General features: G+C 70.8%; 19 protein-coding genes. 17 read left to right on the top strand and 2 right to left on the bottom strand.

What is annotated here, in order from left to right; translation table 11 throughout:
• Positions 1–149: 149 nt before the first annotated feature.
• On the bottom strand, positions 150–1,697 hold the full coding sequence (locus tag ACLQ26_RS10805; protein ID WP_425744283.1) for a diguanylate cyclase domain-containing protein: 1,548 nt from the start codon (positions 1,695–1,697) through the stop codon (positions 150–152).
• A gap of 72 nt (positions 1,698–1,769) precedes the next feature.
• Between ACLQ26_RS10805 and prmC the strand changes: the two genes are divergently transcribed.
• From prmC to ACLQ26_RS10785, 4 genes are all read left to right on the top strand, one after another.
• Positions 1,770–2,717 (top strand): peptide chain release factor N(5)-glutamine methyltransferase, encoded by a 948-nt coding sequence (gene prmC / locus ACLQ26_RS10800; RefSeq protein WP_425744282.1) that lies wholly within the window; start codon positions 1,770–1,772, stop codon positions 2,715–2,717.
• Positions 2,717–3,364, top strand: a complete 648-nt coding sequence (locus ACLQ26_RS10795; protein WP_007464540.1) for an L-threonylcarbamoyladenylate synthase — start codon at positions 2,717–2,719, stop codon at positions 3,362–3,364. Before prmC ends, ACLQ26_RS10795 begins: the two co-directional genes overlap by 1 nt.
• Entirely contained in the window at positions 3,365–3,976 is a 612-nt protein-coding gene (locus ACLQ26_RS10790) for a phosphotyrosine protein phosphatase (protein WP_425744281.1), read from the top strand.
• A 106-nt stretch (positions 3,977–4,082) separates the two neighbouring features.
• Entirely contained in the window at positions 4,083–6,197 is a 2,115-nt protein-coding gene (locus ACLQ26_RS10785) for a transglycosylase domain-containing protein (RefSeq protein WP_425744280.1), read from the top strand.
• 19 nt (positions 6,198–6,216) lie between these two features.
• Here ACLQ26_RS10785 and ACLQ26_RS10780 read toward each other — a convergent pair whose 3' ends face one another.
• Positions 6,217–7,680 carry an SDR family oxidoreductase gene (locus ACLQ26_RS10780; RefSeq protein ID WP_425744279.1) on the bottom strand — a complete coding sequence of 488 codons (1,464 nt, stop codon included), beginning with the start codon at positions 7,678–7,680 and terminating at the stop codon, positions 6,217–6,219.
• A gap of 35 nt (positions 7,681–7,715) precedes the next feature.
• Between ACLQ26_RS10780 and glyA the strand changes: the two genes are divergently transcribed.
• The 13 genes from glyA to ACLQ26_RS10715 all read left to right on the top strand — a co-directional run bounded on the left by glyA (position 7,716) and on the right by ACLQ26_RS10715 (position 18,730).
• The gene (gene glyA, locus ACLQ26_RS10775; protein WP_425744278.1) at positions 7,716–9,005 is read left to right on the top strand and encodes a serine hydroxymethyltransferase; all 1,290 of its coding nucleotides are present in this window, start codon (positions 7,716–7,718) and stop codon (positions 9,003–9,005) included.
• Positions 9,006–9,012: 7 nt separating this feature from the next.
• A complete protein-coding gene (locus tag ACLQ26_RS10770) occupies positions 9,013–9,423 on the top strand; it encodes a hypothetical protein (protein WP_425744404.1) in 411 nt (136 codons plus the stop codon).
• Positions 9,424–9,612: 189 nt separating this feature from the next.
• On the top strand, positions 9,613–9,849 hold the full coding sequence (locus ACLQ26_RS10765; protein WP_039908965.1) for an AtpZ/AtpI family protein: 237 nt from the start codon (positions 9,613–9,615) through the stop codon (positions 9,847–9,849).
• A gap of 11 nt (positions 9,850–9,860) precedes the next feature.
• Complete coding sequence (atpB, locus tag ACLQ26_RS10760) at positions 9,861–10,658, top strand: F0F1 ATP synthase subunit A (protein ID WP_425744277.1); 798 nt, start codon at positions 9,861–9,863, stop codon at positions 10,656–10,658.
• Positions 10,659–10,721: 63 nt separating this feature from the next.
• Positions 10,722–10,949: an ATP synthase F0 subunit C gene (locus ACLQ26_RS10755; protein ID WP_007464523.1), complete on the top strand. Its 228-nt coding sequence runs from the start codon at positions 10,722–10,724 to the stop codon at positions 10,947–10,949.
• Positions 10,950–10,976: 27 nt separating this feature from the next.
• Positions 10,977–11,516, top strand: coding sequence for a F0F1 ATP synthase subunit B (locus ACLQ26_RS10750; protein ID WP_425744276.1), 540 nt, complete (start codon positions 10,977–10,979; stop codon positions 11,514–11,516).
• Positions 11,516–12,337, top strand: coding sequence for a F0F1 ATP synthase subunit delta (locus ACLQ26_RS10745; protein WP_425744275.1), 822 nt, complete (start codon positions 11,516–11,518; stop codon positions 12,335–12,337). Before ACLQ26_RS10750 ends, ACLQ26_RS10745 begins: the two co-directional genes overlap by 1 nt.
• A 168-nt stretch (positions 12,338–12,505) precedes the next feature.
• Positions 12,506–14,158, top strand: coding sequence for a F0F1 ATP synthase subunit alpha (gene atpA, locus ACLQ26_RS10740; RefSeq protein WP_393300213.1), 1,653 nt, complete (start codon positions 12,506–12,508; stop codon positions 14,156–14,158).
• A 4-nt stretch (positions 14,159–14,162) separates the two neighbouring features.
• A complete protein-coding gene (locus ACLQ26_RS10735) occupies positions 14,163–15,092 on the top strand; it encodes a F0F1 ATP synthase subunit gamma (protein WP_266245724.1) in 930 nt (309 codons plus the stop codon).
• Positions 15,092–16,528, top strand: coding sequence for a F0F1 ATP synthase subunit beta (gene atpD, locus ACLQ26_RS10730; RefSeq protein ID WP_425744274.1), 1,437 nt, complete (start codon positions 15,092–15,094; stop codon positions 16,526–16,528). Before ACLQ26_RS10735 ends, atpD begins: the two co-directional genes overlap by 1 nt.
• Before the next feature lie 219 nt (positions 16,529–16,747).
• The gene (locus tag ACLQ26_RS10725; protein ID WP_425744273.1) at positions 16,748–17,890 is read left to right on the top strand and encodes an LCP family protein; all 1,143 of its coding nucleotides are present in this window, start codon (positions 16,748–16,750) and stop codon (positions 17,888–17,890) included.
• Between the two features lie 89 nt (positions 17,891–17,979).
• Positions 17,980–18,261 carry a F0F1 ATP synthase subunit epsilon gene (locus ACLQ26_RS10720; RefSeq protein WP_425744272.1) on the top strand — a complete coding sequence of 94 codons (282 nt, stop codon included), beginning with the start codon at positions 17,980–17,982 and terminating at the stop codon, positions 18,259–18,261.
• Between the two features lie 13 nt (positions 18,262–18,274).
• Positions 18,275–18,730: a DUF2550 domain-containing protein gene (locus ACLQ26_RS10715; RefSeq protein ID WP_405429862.1), complete on the top strand. Its 456-nt coding sequence runs from the start codon at positions 18,275–18,277 to the stop codon at positions 18,728–18,730.
• Positions 18,731–19,136 lie beyond the last annotated feature (406 nt).

The following is a 19,136-nucleotide window of genomic DNA, read 5'->3' as shown; positions in this document are numbered from 1 at the left end:
CGACCCGTGGGGCGGGCCGGCGCCGAGCCGGGTCGCGGACGCTGCCGCCTTCCTCACCCAGGCCGGCGGGTCGCACCAGACGGCCCAGGCCGGCGGTGGTCGCACCGGACGGCCCAGGCCGGCGCGGTGGTCGCACCGGACGCCGGCGGTCAGCTCGCGCGGGGGCGTGACTTCGCCCGCAGCATCTCCCGGTCGGCCTGTTCGAAGGCGACGCTGAGCGCGTCGCGCAGCCCGCCGCCACCGGACACCTCCGCGAAGCCGATGCTCACGCCGACCGGGGTGCCCGGCACCAGGGACTCCCAGTCCTCGTTGCGCACCGCCGCCTCGATCCGGCGGGCCACCTCGGCGGCCTCGGTCATCCCGGTCTCCGGGAGCACCACCACGAACTCGTCCCCGCCGTAGCGGGCCACGAAGTCACCCCGGCGCATCACCCGGTTGATCACCCCGGCGATGCGTTGCAGCACCAGGTCGCCGGAGTGGTGCCCGTGGCGGGTGTTTACCGCCTTGAAGCCGTCCAGGTCGCAGACGCCGATGACGACCCGCTCGCCCCGGGTGACGACGGCGGTGATGTACCGCTCAAGCCGACGCCGGTTGGGCAGCCCGGTGAGCGGGTCGGTAAGCGCCTCGCCCTCGTACCGTGCCGCCTCCCGGCGCATCTCCTCGTGGTCGATACGGGCGGCGATGCCGTCGATGTAGACGTCGCGCAGCCGGTCGTTGCGTTGTGCGGCGAGCCGGAACGCCAGCCGGTCGGCACGGTGCGCCGCCGGGTGGTCGCCGGCGCGGGCCAGCGCGATGCTGCGCAGCCGGGCCGGCTCGGCCGCGCCGAGCGTCTCGGTGGACACCCGGATGGTGTCCAGCCGGGCGACCGCCTCGATGGGTCGACCGTCCGCGATGGCCAGGCAGACCATGCCGAGCTGTCGCATGTCCCGCGCACGGGCGCTGTCCCCGCCGTGGCTGAGCAGGTGGGACGGCTCGGCCTCGCCTGTCGACTCCAACGGGTCGCCGAGCGCGGCCTGCCGCGCCGCCGAGTATCCGTACGCGGCGAGGCTGCTCGGGCGCAGCCGGCCGGCCCGCCCGCTGCGGACGAACCGGGCCAGGTCGGCTGCGACGTCCCGCAGGACCCGCAGGCAGCCGTCGCTGTCCCCGTTGTGGTCCAGTGCCACGGCGTTGCGCAGCCGGATGCCCGGTGCGGCGAACGTCTCCTCCGGGATGCCGGAGGTCGACCCGAGCTGCCGCGCGCGTTCGATAGCCCCCAGGGCGTAGCCGTGGAAGCTGAGGTAGCTGTAGGCCATCGCCAGGTCGTGCCAGCCCCACGCGGTGTCCCGGTCCGGGTCCTCCACGGCGCTGAGCGCCCGGGCGGCCTTGACGAGGTGGGTGACGCAGCGGTCCAGCGCGCCCTGGTGGTGCGCGGCGAGCGCGGCCAGCGCGTTGAGGTGCCCGTGCAGGTAGGGCTCGGCGAGATCGCGAACGGCCGCCGACGCCTCCTCGATGGCCCGGGTGAACTCCGCCGTCCGACCGAGATTGATCAGCGCGGAGAGGCGCTGCACCAGGGCGTCCGCGCGGGCCGCCGGGTCGGTGGTGGTGCGGATCACCCGCTCCAGCAACGCGTACGACTCCGCGGAGCGACTTGCTTCTTGCAAAGTCCGCGCCTGCGTGAGGGTGTCAACCTGGTCGTGGACCCGGTCGAGCCAGCCCACCCACAACCTCCTGCCGTGTGCGTCTTGACGCACCCGTTCGTGGCGTCGTCCGTGACGCCTCATGATTGTCGCGTGACCACTCTGCCGCAACACCCCCCCGAAGGGACAGGCCGTACCCGTCCGTCCGCCGCGGTCGCCCGCGCGGCACGGGCGCTCGCCGCCGCCGGGGTGGGCCCGGCGCGCGTGGAGGCCGAGCTGCTGGCGGCGTACGTGCTGGGGGTGCCCCGGGGTCGCCTGGCGCTCGCCGACGACCTGGACGACGCCCAGCTGGTCCGGCTCGACGAGCTGGTCGGCCGTCGCGCCGGTCGGGAACCGTTGCAGCACCTGACCGGTCGGGCGGGATTCCGGCATCTGGAGCTGGCGGTCGGTCCGGGCGTCTTCGTGCCCCGCCCGGAGACGGAGCTGCTGGCGGGCTGGGGTGTCGAGCAGGGGCGGGGCAGATCCGAGCCACTGGTCGTGGACCTGTGCAGCGGCACCGGCGCTATCGCGCTGGCGGTGGCGCAGGAGCTGCCCGGGGCGCGGGTGATCGCTGTCGAGCGGTCCCCGGCGGCGCTGGAGTGGCTGCGCCGCAACGCGGCCGAGCGGGCCGCCGCGGGCGACCGGCCGATCGAGGTGGTCGAGGCCGACGTGACGGCGCCGGACCTGCTTGCCGACCTGATGGGCCGGGTGGACGTGCTGCTCTGCAACCCGCCGTACGTGCCGGTGGAGGTGGTGGTGCCGCCGGAGGTGGCGGCGCACGACCCGGCGGAGGCGGTCTTCGGCGGCGTGGACGGTCTGGCGGTGATCCGACCGGTGATCGGCCGGGCGGCGGCGCTGCTGCGCCCCGGCGGCGTCATCGGGGTCGAGCACGACGACACGCACGGCGTGGCGGTGCCGGCGTTGTTCGCCTCCGACGGCCGGTTCGAGGCCGTCGCGGAGCATCCGGACCTCACCGGCCGCCCCCGCTACGCGACCGCGTCCCGACGGGCGGACGGCCAGCACACCGCGTCCGGGCCGGCGTGGCAGACTGACTCCTCGTGATGCTCTACGACTGCCGATCGCCCGCCGATCGGGACCGCGGCATCGCTGCGGCCATCGAGGCGGTCAAGAACGGCGAGCTTGTCGTCCTCCCGACGGACACGGTCTACGGGATCGGCGCTGACGCGTTCACGCCCTACGCGGTCAAGGCGCTGCTGGACGCGAAGGGCCGGGGGCGGCAGATGCCGCCGCCGGTGCTTATCGGTTCGCGCCACACCCTGGACGGGTTGGTCTTCTCGCTGCCCACGGCAGCACGGGACCTGGTGGAGGCGTTCTGGCCGGGTGCGCTGACGATCGTGGTCGAGCACTCGCCGAGCCTCCAGTGGGACCTGGGCGACAAGACGGGCACGGTGGCGGTGCGGATGCCGCTGCACCCGGTGGCCCTGGAGGTCCTGCGGGAGACCGGCCCGATGGCTGTCTCCTCGGCCAACAAGACGGGCCAGCCGGCCGCGGTCACCGCCGAGGAGGCGCGTGACCAGCTCAGCTACTCGGTGCGCGCGTACCTGGAGGCCGGGCCCTGCCCGGACCCGGTGCCGAGCACGATCGTGGACCTGACCGGCGAGGTGCCGCAGTTGCTGCGGGCCGGCGCGATCCCGCTGGAGAAGCTGCGGGACGTCGTTCCGGATCTCGTCGATGTCCAGGGGGCCTGAGTGCCCCCGTTCACCGTCCTGCACGTCTGCATGGGAAACATCTGTCGTTCGCCGATGGCCGAGCGGCTGCTCGCCCTCGCGATGCGGGAGCGGTTGACCCGGCGTGCGCAGGACCCGGCCGCCGCCGAGGAGCTGCTGCACAGCCACAGCGCCGGCACCGGCGGCTGGCACGCGGGCGAGGAGATGAACCCGCCGGCGGCGCGCCAGGTCGTCGACCGGGGCGGCGCCGTCGAGGGGTTCGCGGCGCGCAAGCTGCGTTCGGACCACATCGACGCCGCCGACCTGGTCCTGACGGCCACTGCCGACCAGCAGGAGTACGTGGTGGCGCTCCGCCCGGACGCGGCGGCCCGCACCTTCGTGCTGGGTGAGTTCGGCCGGCTGCTGGCCGCGGTGGACGCCGCCGTGTTGCCGGCGGCCGAGGCGACCCCGGACGCGGTGTACGCCCGGGGCGTGGCCCTGGTGGCGGCGGCGCACGACAGTCGGCTGGGGGCGTCCTCGCTGCCCACCGACGATCTCGACGATCCCTGGGGTCGCGGTGACCAGTGCTTCACCCGGGTCGCCGACGAGATCGAGGAGACGGTCCACCCGCTGGCCGCCGCGCTGCTGCCCTGACCCTCGTGCGAGTTTCCTCCGGGTTTGGGGAAAACCAGGGGCGAAAGGGGTGTTCCGGGTCATTCTGAACGGGTCCTAGCGTGACCGGCTCCTGCGGGGAGAGCTGATGATCCGGGCCCGACTCGACAAACTGCTGACCGTGGTGATCGCCGGCGTGCTGGCCGGGCTGGTGCTGGCCGGGGCCGCCCTACCCGCGGCCCTGGTCTTCGGGATCGGCTTCAGCGCCCTGTCCACGCCCTACTCGGAGCTGCCCAGCACGCTGCGTACGCCGCCCACCGCCCAGCGCTCCAACCTCTACGCCAACGACGGCGCCACCCTGATCACGTCCTTCTACCAGGAGGACCGGGTGGACGTTCCGCTGCGCGAGGTCGCCCCGGTGATGCGCCAGGCCATCGTGGCGGCCGAGGACGTCCGGTTCTACCAGCACAGCGGTGTGGACCTGCGCGGTGTCGTGCGCGCCTTCACCGTGAACAAGCGGGACGGAAAGACCCGGCAGGGCGCCTCCACCCTGACCATGCAGTACGTCCGCAACGTGCTCAGCAGCGACCCCCGGCTGACCGAGCGGGAGCGTCAGGCGGCCACCGAGGTCACCACCGCCCGCAAGCTCCAGGAGATGCGGTACGCGTTGGCGCTGGAGCGGGAGCTGAGCAAGGAGGACATCCTCACCCGCTATCTCAACATCGCCTACTTCGGCGCCGGAGCGTACGGGATCGCGGCGGCCAGCAAGCGCTACTTCTCCCGCTCGCCGGCCGAGTTGACACTGGCCCAGGCCGCGCTGCTGGCCGGGTTGGTCCGCTCGCCGGACAGCGACGACCCGATCAACGGCGACGCCGACAGCGCCCTGGGGCGACGGACGTACGTGCTCGAACGGCTGGTCGAGACCGGTCAGGTGCCGGCCGACGCGGCGGCGGCGGCGCAGGCCGAGCCGTTGCAGCTGCGGCCCAGCCAGACGCCCAACGACTGCACGGGGGTGCCCGACGGGCACAACGACTGGGGCTTCTTCTGCGACTGGTTCACCCGCTGGTGGAGCAGCCAGTCCGCGTTCGGATCGAGTGCCGACGAGCGGCAGCGCACGTTGCGCCGGGGCGGCTTCTCCATCGTCTCGTCGCTGGACCCGGCGGTGCAGCGGGCCACCACCGAGCAGGTGCGCAAGATCTACCGCCCGACCGAGGCGCGGGCGGTGCCGACCACGGTGGTGCAGCCCGGCACCGGGCGGGTGCTGGCGATGTCGGTGAACCGCGCCTACAGCGTCGCGGACAACCCGGTCGGGCAGAAGAACCATCCGAACACTGTCAACCAGCTCGTCGCCGGCGGCGGGGCCATCGACGGCTACCAGGGCGGCTCGACGTTCAAGCTGTTCGCCATGCTGGCCGCGCTGGAGTCCGGCCTGCCGCTGTCGACCGAGTTCACGGCGCCGAGCCAACTGCTCACCCGGTTCCCGGCGACGGGGACGGGAAGCTGCGACGGCCGTTGGTGCCCGTCGAACGCCAGCCCGTCGTCGATGGACGGCCCCCGCACCATGTGGACCGCGTTCGGCCGGTCGGTGAACACCTACTTCGCCTGGCTCACCGAGCGGGTCGGCGCCGACCGGGTGGTGGAGATGGCCGAGCGGCTCGGCGTCGTGCTGCGCGCCGACTCCGACGAGCGGCTGGCCCGCTACGGCGCGAAGAACTGGGGCCCGTTCACCCTGGGCGTGGCCGCGACGACCCCGCTGGACCTGGCCACCGCGTACGCCACCGTGGCGGCCGAGGGGACCTGGTGCGCGCCGCTGCCGGTGGTCTCGATAAGCGACTCGGCGGGCCGGCCGGTGGACGCCGCCAAGCCGGACTGCCGGCAGGTGCTCGACACCGACGTGGCGCGGGCGGCGGCGGACGCGGCCCGGTGCCCGGTGGGCGACCAGTCGATGTACGGGCGGTGCGACGGTGCCACCGCACCCGACCTGCGCTCCCGCCTCGGTCGCCCGGTGGCAGGCAAGACCGGTAGCTCCGAGCGGTACGAGACGGAGACGGTGGTGGCCTTCACCCCGCAGTTGGCGGTCGCCTCGATGGCGGCCAACCCGGACGACCCGCGCGACGCGGTCGGTCAGGCGGTGCAGGCGCAGATGGTGACCGCGGTGGGGGAGGTGCTCCGCGTCGCCCTGCGCGACCAGCCGGTCCGCGACTTCGTCCCGCCGAGCGAACGCGCAGCCTTCCAGACGACCGGCGCCCGCACCGGCAACTGACCCGAACGAGGCGGGGCGGTCAGGGGGTTTGTTCGGCGTTCCGGGCGATGTTGCGGGCCATGCCGCCGAAGACCACGGCGTGGAACGGGGCCACCGATCCCCAGTAGGCGTGGCCGGCCAGCCCGCGGGGCAGGAAGACCGCGCGCTGCTGGTAGCGGCTGCGCCCGCCGTCGACGGGCAGCGCCCGCATCTCCAGCCAGGCGCGGCCGGGCAGTCGCATCTCCGCGCGCAGCCGCAGCAGCTCACCCGGGACGATCTCCTCCACCCGCCAGAAGTCCAGCGCCTCGCCGACCTGGAGGCGGTGCGGGTCACGCCGGCCCCGCCGCAGTCCCACCCCGCCGACCAGCCGGTCCAGCCAGCCGCGCACGGACCAGGCGAGGGGGAACGAGTACCAGCCGTGCTCGCCGCCGACGCCCTCGATGACCCGCCACAGCGCCGCCGGTGACGCGTCGACAGTCCGCTCCCGGACGTCTGTGTACGCGGTACCGCCGGACCAGTCCGGGTCGGTGGGCAGTGGCTCGGCCGGCGCGTCCGGGCCGCTCGCGGTGGACCAGCGGGTCTCCACCTGGGCGTCGCGCACCTTGGCCAGCGCCAGTGCCACCGCGTCGTCGAAGCCGGTGAGGCCGCCCGGTGGGTCGGGCACGTACCTGGCGATGTCGTGTTCGTGCGCCACGGCCTCGTGGATCAGGCTCTCCACGAGCGGGCGGGCGATGGCGTTCGGCACCGGGGTGATGAGGCCGACCCAGTGCGAGGACAGCGACGGGGTGAGCGGCCGGACCGGCACGATGATCCGTCGGCGCAGCCCGGCCACCCGGGCGTACCGCTGCATCATCTCGCGGAAGGTGAGGACGTCCGGCCCGCCGATGTCGAAGCCGCGATTGACCTCGGGCGGCAGCGCGGTGCAGCCGGCCAGGTAGCGCAGCACGTCGCGCACCGCGATCGGCTGGATCCGGTTGCGGACCCAGCGGGGGGTGATCATGGCGGGCAGCCGCTCGGTCAGGTACCTCAGCATCTCGAACGACGCCGAGCCGGAGCCGATGATCACCGCGGCGCGCAGCACCGCGGTGGGCACCCCGCTGGCCAGCAGGATCCGGCCGACCTCGGCGCGGGACCGCAGGTGCGGTGAGGGCACCTCCGCGTCGGACGCCGGCTCCGGGCCGCCCAGGTAGACGATCCGGCGTACGCCTGCCGCGTGGGCCGCCGCCGCGAAGTTGGTCGCCGCCGCCCGGTCGGCCGCCTCGAAGTCGGACCGGCCCAGCGAGTGCACCAGGAAGTACGCGACGTCCACGTCGGCGAACGCGGCGGGCAGTGTCTCCGGGCGGCTCAGGTCGCCCTCGACGATCTCGGCCGCGGAGGCCCAGGGCACGTCGCGCAGCCGCACCGCCTTGCGGGCGAGGCATCGCACGGTGTGCCCGTCGGCGAGCAGCAGCGGGGTCAGCCGCCCGCCGATGTATCCGGTAGCGCCGGTGACGAGGCATCTCACGGCTTCCAGTGTGCGGCCCCCTAGACTCGTTCGCTGTGGAGACCGAGACGAGCACCTTCTGGGGGCCGGATTTCGCGCAGCTCAGGGCCACCGACCCGGAGATCGCCGGGGTGGTCCTCGGCGAACTGGACCGGTTGCGCGGCGGCCTGCAGCTCATCGCGAGCGAGAACCTGACCTCACCGGCGGTGCTGGCCGCGCTCGGCTCGACGCTCACCAACAAGTACGCCGAGGGCTATCCGGGCCGGCGTTACTACGGCGGCTGTGCCGAGGTGGACCGGGCCGAGGAGATCGGCATCGCCCGCGCCAAGGAGCTGTTCGGGGCCGAGCACGCCAACCTCCAGCCACACTCGGGGGCGAGCGCCAACCTGGCCGCGTACGCCGCGCTGGTGCAGCCGGGGGACACGGTGCTGGCGATGGACCTGCCGCACGGCGGGCACCTGACCCACGGCAGCCGGGTCAACTTCTCCGGCAAGTGGTTCCGCCCGGTCGGTTACCCGGTCCGGCCGGACACCGAGCTGATCGACTACGACGAGGTTCGCGACCTGGCCCGGACGCACCGGCCCAAGCTGATCATCTGCGGTGCCACCGCGTACCCGCGCCTGATCGACTTCGCGCGGTTCCGGGAGATCGCCGACGAGGTCGGCGCGTACCTCATGGTGGACGCCGCGCACTTCATCGGCCTGGTCGCCGGGCGGGCGATCCCGTCCCCCGTGCCGTACGCCGACGTCGTCTGCGCCACCACCCACAAGGTGCTGCGCGGGCCGCGCGGCGGCATGATCCTCTGCCGCGAGTCGCTGGCCCAGCGGATCGACAAGGCGGTCTTCCCGTTCACGCAGGGCGGCCCACTCATGCACGCGGTCGCGGCGAAGGCGGTCGCGCTGCGCGAGGCGGCCCAACCCGAGTTCCAGACGTACGCCGGCCAGGTGGTCCGCAACGCGCAGGCGCTCGCCGCCGGGCTGGCCGACGAGGGGATGCGCCCGGTGTCCGGCGGCACCGACACCCACCTCGCCCTGATCGACCTGCGGGAGGTGGGCGTGACAGGCGCCGAGGCCGAGGCCCGCTGCGACGCCGCCGCGATCACGCTCAACAAGAACGCCATCCCGTACGACCCGCAGCCGCCGCTGGTGGCCTCGGGGATCCGGGTGGGCACGCCGAGCGTCACCACCCAGGGCATGCGGGAGGGTGAGCTGCGGCAGGTGGCCGCCCTGATCGCCCGCGCGGTGCGGACGGACCCGGGTGCCGCGGGCGGCGTCGACGCGTTGACCCGGATCGGCGCCGAGGTAGCCGAGCTGGCCGCTGCCTTCCCGGCGTACCCCCGTGGCTGAGCCCGGGGTGGTCGAGGCCGCCGCCGACCGGCGGTGGCGGTTGCGGCACCTGCCGGTGCTCCTGGGCGCGTCGGTGGCCCTGGCCGTGCTCGCCGCGGTGGTGGGCGCGGTGACCGGCGGCGCGACGGCCGCGCTCGGCGCGACGGCCGGCGTGGGCGTCACGGTGTTCAGCTACACCCTCACGACTGTGGTGCTGGCCCGGGCCGACCAGGTCAACCCACAGTTGCTGCTGCCGCTGGGTCTGGGCCTGTACGCGCTGAAGTTCACCCTGTTGGGTGTCGTGCTGGTGGCGGTGGCCTCGACCGGTTGGCCCGGGTTGATCCCTCTCTGCCTCGGCATCGTCGCCGGGGTGGCAGTGTGGACGGCGGTGCACCTCTGGTGGCTGACCACGGTGCACGCTCGTCGACCGCAGGGCTGACCTGCCGCTCGGCCGGTCGTCCCAACCATCGGACGCGCGGGAACGTGTCGGCCTCCGGTCATTCTCCGACGGGCGGAAGGGGAGTAGCGTGCCCACAGACGACGCGAGCCCCGAGATGCCCACACAACGATGGTTGTGCGGGGGGTGAGGCACAGCCTCGTCTTCCCGGCTGATATCGTTCGCCCCGTCATGGCTGATGACCAAACCCCCCGTCCCCCCGGTCAACCGGACGACTATCCGTCCGGCGCCGGTCAGGGTTGGACCGCGCTCAGCTACCTCGTCGGAGGCATGCTCGTGTGGGGTTTCATCGGCTGGCTGGTCGACCAGTGGCTCGACACCGGTGGCGTCGCCACCGGCATCGGCTTCGTGCTCGGCATGGCTGGGGGAGTCATCCTGGTCATCCGCCGACTCGGCACGCCTACTTAGGAAGGGACGCGGTGTTCGGACAGGCGAACGTCCTGGCAGCTGGCCAGGCGAATTTCCCACCCAGTGTGGAGGACTTCTACCTGCCCAGCATCCTGCCCTGGGGTGCACACGACTCGTACTGGGTCACCAAGTTCACCTTGATGATCTGGATCGCGGTCGGCGTGCTGATCATCTTCTTCCTGGCGACCTATCGGAACCCGAAGTTGGTGCCGACCAAGAAGCAGTGGTTCGCCGAGTCGATCTACGGCTTCGTGCGCAACAACATCTCGGTCGACATGATCGGGCACCAGGGTGTGCGGTTCGCTCCGTACTTCACGACGCTGTTCTGCTTCGTGCTGGTGACGAACGCGTTCGCGATCATCCCGCTGTTCCAGATCTCGCCGAACTCGCACATCGCCTTCCCGGCGATCCTCGCGGTGATCAGCTACGTGCTGTTCAACTACATCGGCATCCGGCACCACGGCTTCGGGAAGTACTTCAAGCACGCCCTGATCCCACCGGCACCGTGGTACATCCTGCCGCTGCTGATCCCGATCGAGGCGTTCTCGACCTTCATCATCCGGCCGTTCTCGCTTGCCGTTCGTCTCTTCGCGAACATGTTCGCCGGCCACATGCTCCTGCTGGTCTTCACGCTCGGCGGCTTCGCGATGCTCAACGCCAACGCCTGGCTGGCACCGGTCTCGGTGGTGTCCTGGGTGATGACCGTGGCGCTGACCCTTCTCGAGGCGCTGGTCATCGTCCTGCAGGCCTACGTCTTCACGGTGCTGAGCGCCAGCTACATCCAGGGCGCGCTCGCCGAAGAGCACTGATCCACGCACCAACCGTTGTCGTCCCGCGTGAAAGTCACGCGTGATAACCAGGAGGAACCACTAATGGACGTTCTCGCCGCGGTAAATGGCAGCACCGCCGCCATCGGCTACGGTCTCGCGGCCATCGGCCCGGGCATCGGCGTCGGCCTGGTCTTCGCCGCCTACATCCAGTCGACCGCCCGGCAGCCCGAGTCCTCGCGGATGACCCTGCCGTACGTCTGGATCGGCTTCGCCGTCATCGAGGCGCTCGCGCTGTTCGGCATCGCCTTCGGCTTCATCTGGGCCAAGTAGTACCCGCCCCTCGACCGGGAGGTCACCATGTTCAACCTTGCCGCTGAGGGTGGTGAGTCAGGCCACAACCCGATCATTCCGATCGGGGAGGAGATCGTGGTCGGCACGATCGCCTTCGCCGTGCTCTGCTTCGTGCTGATGAAGTTCGTCTTCCCGCGGATGGAGCAGACGTTCCAGGCTCGGGTCGACGCGATCGAGGGCGGCATCAAGCGCGCCGAGGCCGCCCAGGCCGAGGCGAACCAGCTGCTCGAGCAGTACCGTGCCCAGCTCGCCGAGGCCCGCACCGACGCCGCCAAGATCCGGGACGACGCGCGGGCCGACGCCGAGGGGATCCGGCAGGACATCCTCGCCAAGGCGCGGGAAGAGTCCGACCGGGTCATCCAGGCCGGCAAGGACCAGCTCGCCGCCGAGCGGGCCACCATCGTGCGCGAGCTGCGCGCCGAGGTCGGCACGATCGCGGTGGACCTGGCCAGCAAGATCGTCGGCGAGTCGCTTGCCGACGAGGCGCGGCGCAAGGGCACCGTCGACCGGTTCCTGAACGGTCTCGAGAGCACGGGGGCCCGCTGATGCAGGCCGCCAGCCGGGAGTCGTACAAGGTCGCGGCCGAGCGCCTCGACGCGTACGTCCGCGGCGCGGAGCCGTCGGCGGTGACGTCCACCGCCGACGCCATCCTCTCCGTGGCGGGCCTGCTGCGGCGCGAGCCGCGGCTGCGCCGGGCCCTGTCCGAGCCGGCTCGCTCCGGCGCGGACCGGGGCGCCCTGCTCGGCGACATGCTGGGCGGGCGGATCGGCGCCGACGCTCTCGACCTGCTCGTGACGCTGGTGTCCGGCCGTTGGTCGGCACCGTCGGAGCTGCTCGACGGCGCCGAGCGCCTGGGCGTGGAGGCGCTGCTCGCCAGCGCAGACAAGGCCGGCGAGCTGGGCGAGGTCGAGGACGAGCTGTTCCGCTTCGGTCAGGTCGTGTCGGGTCAGTCGGCGCTGAGCAACACGCTTGCCGACCCGGTCGCCCCGGTCGAGCAGCGGGCCACCCTGGCCCGCGAGCTGCTCGCCGACAAGGCCCGCCCGGTCACCGTCCGCCTCGTCGAGGTGGCGTTGGGCGGGTTCGGTGGCCGCTCCTTCAGCGGGGCACTCACCCGCCTGGTGGAGCTCGCCGCCGAGCGACGTGACCGGCAGGTGGCGTACGTGACCGTCGCGGCTCCGTTGAGTGACTCGGACGAGCGCCGACTGGGAGCGAGCCTCAGCGCGATATACGGTCGAGAGGTCTCCGTCAAGCAGACGGTCGACCCCCACGTCCTGGGTGGCGTGAGCGTGCGGGTCGGTTCCGACCTGTACGACGGCACCATCCTTCGCCGCCTCAACGAGACCCGCAACGCGCTCGCGAAGCGCTGAGCGGCTTCGCCGCCCAGCAATGCGGTGGCTCCGCTACCTCAGCAATGCGGTGGCTCCGCCGCCTCAACGCTGGGGCGGCTCCGCCGCCGCAGCGCCCGGATTGACAGACGCCATTCGGACCGGTCGGTACTAGGTATCCCGGGCCCCTGAATTTTAAGGAAGCAGAGGATGGCCGAGCTGACCATCTCGACGGAGGAGATCCGCGGCGCCCTGGAGCGCTACGTCTCCTCCTACTCGTCCGACGTCTCCCGCGAGGAGGTCGGCACCGTCGCCGACACCGGTGACGGTATCGCCCACGTCGAGGGCCTGCCCTCGACCATGACCAACGAGCTCCTGGAGTTCGAGGACGGCACGCTCGGCGTGGCGTTGAACCTCGACGTCCGGGAGATCGGTGTCGTCGTTCTCGGTGACTCCGCCAAGTTGGAGGAGGGGCAGCGCGTCAAGCGCACCGAGCGGGTTCTCTCCGTTCCGGTCGGCGACGCCTTCCTCGGCCGCGTGGTCGACGCGCTCGGCCAGCCCATCGACGGGCTCGGTGACATCGCCAACGAGGGCTTCCGCGAGCTGGAGCTGCAGGCTCCGAACGTGATGTCCCGCCAGTCGGTGTTCGAGCCGCTGCAGACCGGCATCAAGGCCATCGACGCGATGACCCCGATCGGTCGGGGTCAGCGTCAGCTGATCATCGGCGACCGCAAGACCGGCAAGACCACTGTCGCCCTGGACGCCATCCTCAACCAGCGGGACAACTGGCGCACCGGCGACCCGAAGAAGCAGGTCCGCTGCATCTACGTCGCCATCGGCCAGAAGGCCTCCACCATCGCCTCGATCAAGGGGCAGTTGGAGGAGGCGGGCGCGATGGAGTACACGACCATCGTCGCCTCGCCGGCGTCCGACCCGGCCGGCTTCAAGTACCTGGCCCCGTACACCGGCTCGTCCATCGGGCAGCACTGGATGTACGGCGGCAAGCACGTCCTGATCGTCTTCGACGACCTGAGCAAGCAGGCCGAGGCGTACCGGGCCGTGTCGCTGCTGCTGCGTCGCCCGCCGGGCCGTGAGGCGTACCCGGGTGACGTCTTCTACCTGCACTCCCGCCTGCTGGAGCGCTGCGCGAAGCTCTCCGACGAGCTGGGTGGCGGCTCGATGACCGGTCTGCCGATCATCGAGACGAAGGCCAACGACATCTCGGCGTTCATCCCGACCAACGTCATCTCGATCACCGACGGCCAGATCTTCCTGGAGACCGACCTGTTCAACCAGGGCGTCCGGCCGGCCATCAACGTCGGCACCTCGGTGTCCCGGGTCGGTGGCGCCGCGCAGGTGAAGCCGATGCGTAAGGTCGCCGGTTCGCTGCGGCTCAACCTGGCCCAGTACCGCGAGCTGGAGGCGTTCGCCGCCTTCGCCTCCGACCTGGACCGGGCCTCCCGGGCCCAGCTGGACCGCGGTGTCCGCCTGGTCGAGCTGCTCAAGCAGCCGAACTACTCGCCGTTCCCGGTCGAGCAGGAGGTCGTCTCGGTCTGGGCCGGCGTCGAGGGCAAGCTGGACGACATCCCGGTGGGTGACGTGCGGCGCTTCGAGGCGGAGTTCCTCCAGTACCTGCGGCACAAGCACGAGGGTGTGCTGGCCGGTATCGCCGACAACCAGTGGGGCGACGACATCGTCGGCTCCCTGGAGGCGGCGATCACCGAGTTCAAGCAGGTCTTCCTCGGCAAGGCCGACGAGCGCAAGGTCAACGACGCGCCGGCGCAGCCGCTTGAGGGCGACGAGAACCGCGAGACGGTGACCCGCTTCCGGGACGGCACTACCGACCGCCCGGCCGAGAGCTGATCCGATGGCGGCCCAGGTACGCGTTCTTCGTCAACGGATCCGCTCGGCGAAGTCGATGAAGAAGATCACCAAGGCGATGGAGCTCGTGGCGACGAGCCGGATCGCCAAGGCCCAGGCCCGGGTGCAGGCGTCCCTGCCGTACGCCCAGGCCATCACCGGTGTGCTCACGGCGCTGGCGTCCAACGCGCGGATCGACCACCCGCTGCTCACCCCGCGCGAGCGGGTGCGGCGGGCGGGCGTCCTGTTGGTTACCAGCGACCGTGGCCTGGCCGGCGGTTACAGCTCCAACGCGATCAGGATGGCGGAGTCGCTCATCGCGCGGCTCAAGGCGGACGGCAAGGAGCCGGTGCTCTACGTCATCGGGCGTAAGGGTGTCGGGTTCTACCGGTTCCGCGATCGGCCGATCGAGGCGAACTGGACCGGCTTCAGCGAGCAGCCGTCGTTCGAGGACGCCCGTACCGTGGGTGAGACGCTGATCAAGGCGTTCACGGCCGGTGCGGACGACGCCGACGGCGGGGCCGGGGCGGACGGGGTGCTCGGCGTCGACGAGTTGCACATCGTCTACACCGAGTTCCACTCGCTGATGACGCAGAGCCCGGTCACCAAGGTGATCGGTCCGATGCAGGTGGAGGACCGGCCGCGCTCCGAGGGGCTGCTGCCGGCGTACGAGTTCGAGCCGGAGGCGGAGGCGCTGCTCGACGCGCTCCTGCCGAGGTACATCAACACGCGGATCTACGCGGCGTTGATCGAGTCGGCGGCGAGTGAGTCGGCGTCGCGTCGGCGGGCGATGAAGAGCGCCACCGACAACGCCGAAGACATGATCGAGAAGTACACGCGCGAGATGAACTCGGCTCGCCAGGCCGGGATCACCCAGGAGATCAGCGAGATCGTCGGCGGCGCGAACGCGCTGGCCGCGTCGGGAAGTGAAGTGTGATGACTGCACCAGTAGAGACCAAGACGGCCACGGGTCGCGTGGTCCGGGTCATCGGCCCGGTCGTCGACGCCGAGTTCCCGCGCGACGCCATGCCGCCCCTGTTCAACGCACTCAACGTCAAGGTGAACCTGTCCGGCGGTGAGAAGACGCTGACCCTGGAGGTCGCCCAGCACCTGGGTGACAACCTGGTCCGTGCCATCTCGATGCAGCCGACCGACGGCCTGGTCCGCGGCGCGGAGGTGACCGACCGCGGCGAGCCGATCACCGTTCCGGTGGGCGACGCCGTCAAGGGCCACGTGTTCAACGCGATCGGCGAGGTGCTCAACCTCAAAGAGGGCGAGACCCTGACCCCGGACGACCACTGGGGTATCCACCGCAAGGCCCCGGCCTTCGCGGACCTGGAGCCGAAGACCGAGATGCTGGAGACCGGCATCAAGGTCATCGACCTGCTCGCCCCGTACGTCAAGGGCGGCAAGATCGGCCTGTTCGGCGGCGCGGGCGTGGGCAAGACGGTGCTCATCCAGGAGATGATCACCCGGGTTGCCCGCAACTTCGGTGGTACCTCGGTGTTCGCCGGCGTGGGTGAGCGCACCCGTGAGGGCAACGACCTCATCGCTGAGATGACCGAGTCCGGCGTCATCGACAAGACCGCGCTGGTCTACGGCCAGATGGACGAGCCGCCGGGCACCCGGCTGCGGGTGGCGCTCTCCGCGCTGACCATGGCGGAGTACTTCCGGGACGTGAAGAAGCAGGAGGTGCTGCTCTTCATCGACAACATCTTCCGCTTCACGCAGGCCGGCTCCGAGGTCTCCACGCTGCTCGGCCGCATGCCGAGCGCCGTGGGTTACCAGCCGACCCTGGCGGACGAGATGGGCGAGCTCCAGGAGCGGATCACCTCCGTCCGGGGCCAGGCCATCACCTCCATGCAGGCGATCTACGTGCCGGCGGACGACTACACCGACCCCGCTCCGGCCACCACGTTCGCCCACCTGGACGCGACCACCAACCTGGAGCGGTCGATCTCCGACAAGGGCATCTACCCGGCCGTGGACCCGCTGGCGTCCTCGTCCCGGATCCTCGCCCCGGAGTTCGTCGGCCAGGACCACTTCCAGGTCGCCACCGAGGTGAAGCGGATCCTGCAGCGCTACCGCGACCTGCAGGACATCATCGCCATCCTCGGTATCGAGGAGCTCTCCGAGGAAGACAAGATCACCGTGCAGCGCGCGCGGCGGATCGAGCGCTTCCTCTCGCAGAACACCTACGCGGCGGAGCAGTTCACCGGCGTGCCGGGCTCGACGGTCCCGATCAAGGAGACCATCGAGGCGTTCCGCAAGATCAGCGAGGGTGAGTACGATCACTTCCCCGAGCAGGCGTTCTTCATGTGCGGCGGTCTCGAGGACCTGGAGCGCAAGGCTGAGGAGCTGATGAAGGGCTGACAGCCCGGATTCGTACCGCAAAAGACTGCCCCGGCAATGTCGGGGCAGTCTTTTGTTCATCTTGGCGTCTTACCATCGTCGCCTTCCGTTACCGGTGGTCGTCGTTCCGGCGACACGCGAGATACGGTCGGGTCCGCGCGTTCACCAGAACGAGCGTTGACTTCTGCAACCTTTCGACGACGTGCGCCCGTCTCATGTCTGTGGGCGTAACGAACGGAGATGCACGTGGGTAAGGCCGGCAAGCGTGGCCGCAAGTCGTCCATCTGGCGGGGTGTGCCGCGCTGGGCCAGGGTGTGCACCGTCTTCGGCATGGTGCTTACCGTGCTCAGCGGCGGGGTGCTCGTCGGCAGCGAGGTGCTGATGGCCCGCTACGAGGGCGCCGTCGGCAAGGCCGACCTCTTCGGTGACCAGGCGGCGGGCGCCAAGGAGAAGAAGAGCGAGATCAAGGGCCCGCTCAACCTCCTGCTGGTCGGCATCGACCCGCGTACGCCGACGGCGGCGCCGCTGGCCGACTCGATCATGGTGCTGCACGTGCCGGCCTCGATGGACCGGGCCTACCTGTTCTCGGTGCCGCGGGACCTCTACGTGCAGATTCCGGCGTTCAAGAAGGCCAACTTCCCCGGCGAGAAGAACAAGATCAACGCGGCGATGTCGTTCGGCAGTCGGGTGCCCGGCAAGAACCCCGACGCGGCGCGGGGCTTCGAGCTACTGGCCACCACTGTGCAGAACGTGACAGGCATCAAGCGGTTCGACGGTGGCGCGATCATCAACTTCACGGGCTTCCAGAAGATCGTCGACGCGATGGGCGGCGTCGACATGTACGTCGAGCGGGAGGTGCGGTCCGAGCACAAGCAGCCGGACGGCACTGCGCGGCCGGGCAAGACGTACGGAGAGGGTTACGTCGGGCCGCAGGCGGTCTACACGAAGGGCACGCACCACCTCAAGGGGTGGCAGGCGCTGGACTACGTCCGGCAGCGGTACCCGAAGAACGGCGTGCCGGACTCGGACTACGGTCGGCAGCGCCACCAGCAGCAGTTCGTGAAGGCGATGGTCGGGCAGGCGTTCAGCGCCGACGTGGTTGCCAACCCGATCAAGCTGGACAAGGTGCTCCGCGCCGCCGGCCAGTCGCTGATCTTCAACGGTCGGGGCAACAGCGTTGTCGACTTCGGGCTCGCCCTGAAGAACATCCGCCCGAACACCATCCAGATGATCAAACTCCCCGGTGGCGGGGTCTTCGACGGTAAGACCTACAAGGGTGAGCAGTTCCAGGCAGGCGTCCCGGACTTCTTCACCGCCCTGCACAATGAACAACTGGACCCGTTCCTGCTGGAGCACCCGGAATTCCAGAACAAGACCAAGTAGCCGTGGCGCAGCTCTCCCCACCCGCCTTGGGGTCTGCTCGGCGTCACGACTAGACTTTCGGCAATCCGTCGCCGCAGCAAGGAGACAGCGTGGCACAGCAGCTTCACGTCGAGCTCGTCGCCGTCGAGGAGAAGGTCTGGTCCGGTGAGGCCGACATGGTCGTCGCCCGGACCACCGAGGGCGAGCTCGGTGTCCTGCCGGGGCACGCGCCGCTGCTCGGCCAGCTCGCCGAGCCGGGCGAGGTCCGCATCAAGCTGGCCGGTGGCGAGCAGGTCGCGTACGAGGTGGCCGGCGGCTTCCTCTCGGTGAGCGCCGAGGGCGTCACCGTACTGGCCGAGAGCGCAACCCCGGTCTCCGCGCAGAGCCGCTGAGTTCACACCGAGGATGGAGATCGTCGAAGGGATCGGGATCGGCGTCGCCGTCATCCTCGTCGCGCTTCTCGTGCTCTTCGTCCGGCGGGCCGTCGTGACCCGCAGCGGTGGCATCATCCGGCTCAGCGTCCGGGTCACCACAGTCCTCGACGGGCGCGGTTGGTCACCCGGCTTCGGCCGGTTCGCCGGTGACGAGCTGCGCTGGTATCGGATGTTCAGCTTCGCGCTCCGTCCCAAGCGGGTTCTGTTCCGCAAGGATCTGGCGGTCGAGCGCCGGCGGTTGCCCGAAGGGCAGGAACGGCTCTCCATGCCGGCCGACTGGGTGATCCTCCGCTGTACGAGTCACCACGCACCGGTGGAGATCGCCATGGCGCGATCGACCGTCACCGGTTTTCTCTCCTGGCTCGAGGCCGCCCCTCCGGGGGCGGTCTCGCCGCGTATGGCCTCCCAGGACTGGCCGGCTGCCTGATCCGCTCGTCTGGGTCGCCCTTGCGGGTTTCCGGGGGAGCCCTGCTGGGCCGTCCGTGGTCGCTGTTGGGGGTTTCCGGGGGAGCCCTGCTGGGCCGTCCGTGGTCGCTCTTGTGGGTTTCCGGGGGAGCCCGCCCGGCTCCGGGCGGTCAGGCTTGATCCCTGCGCCGGGCGGGCTCCCCCGGAAACCCGTCGTTGTCGCTGTGCGTCAGCCCGGCGCGGTTTCGATCACCTGCCGTTACCGGTTTGGTTGGGTCTCGCCTTCTCGTCTGATCCACTCGGTTTTCCTGATGTCGGGGTGTCCTGCGGTCTGGATGCCCCGAGTTTCATGAATCCGAGTGGATCAAGGCGCTGGTCGGCCGGCTGGCTGAGTCGATCAAGCGCTGGTTACGCGTGGGCGCGGTCAG

Origin of the sequence: Micromonospora sp. DT43 (genome assembly GCF_049841645.1) — a bacterium.
Classification (GTDB): domain Bacteria; phylum Actinomycetota; class Actinomycetes; order Mycobacteriales; family Micromonosporaceae; genus Micromonospora.
Note: the sequence above shows the minus strand (reverse complement) of the source record. Positions and strands in the feature narration are given on the sequence as shown.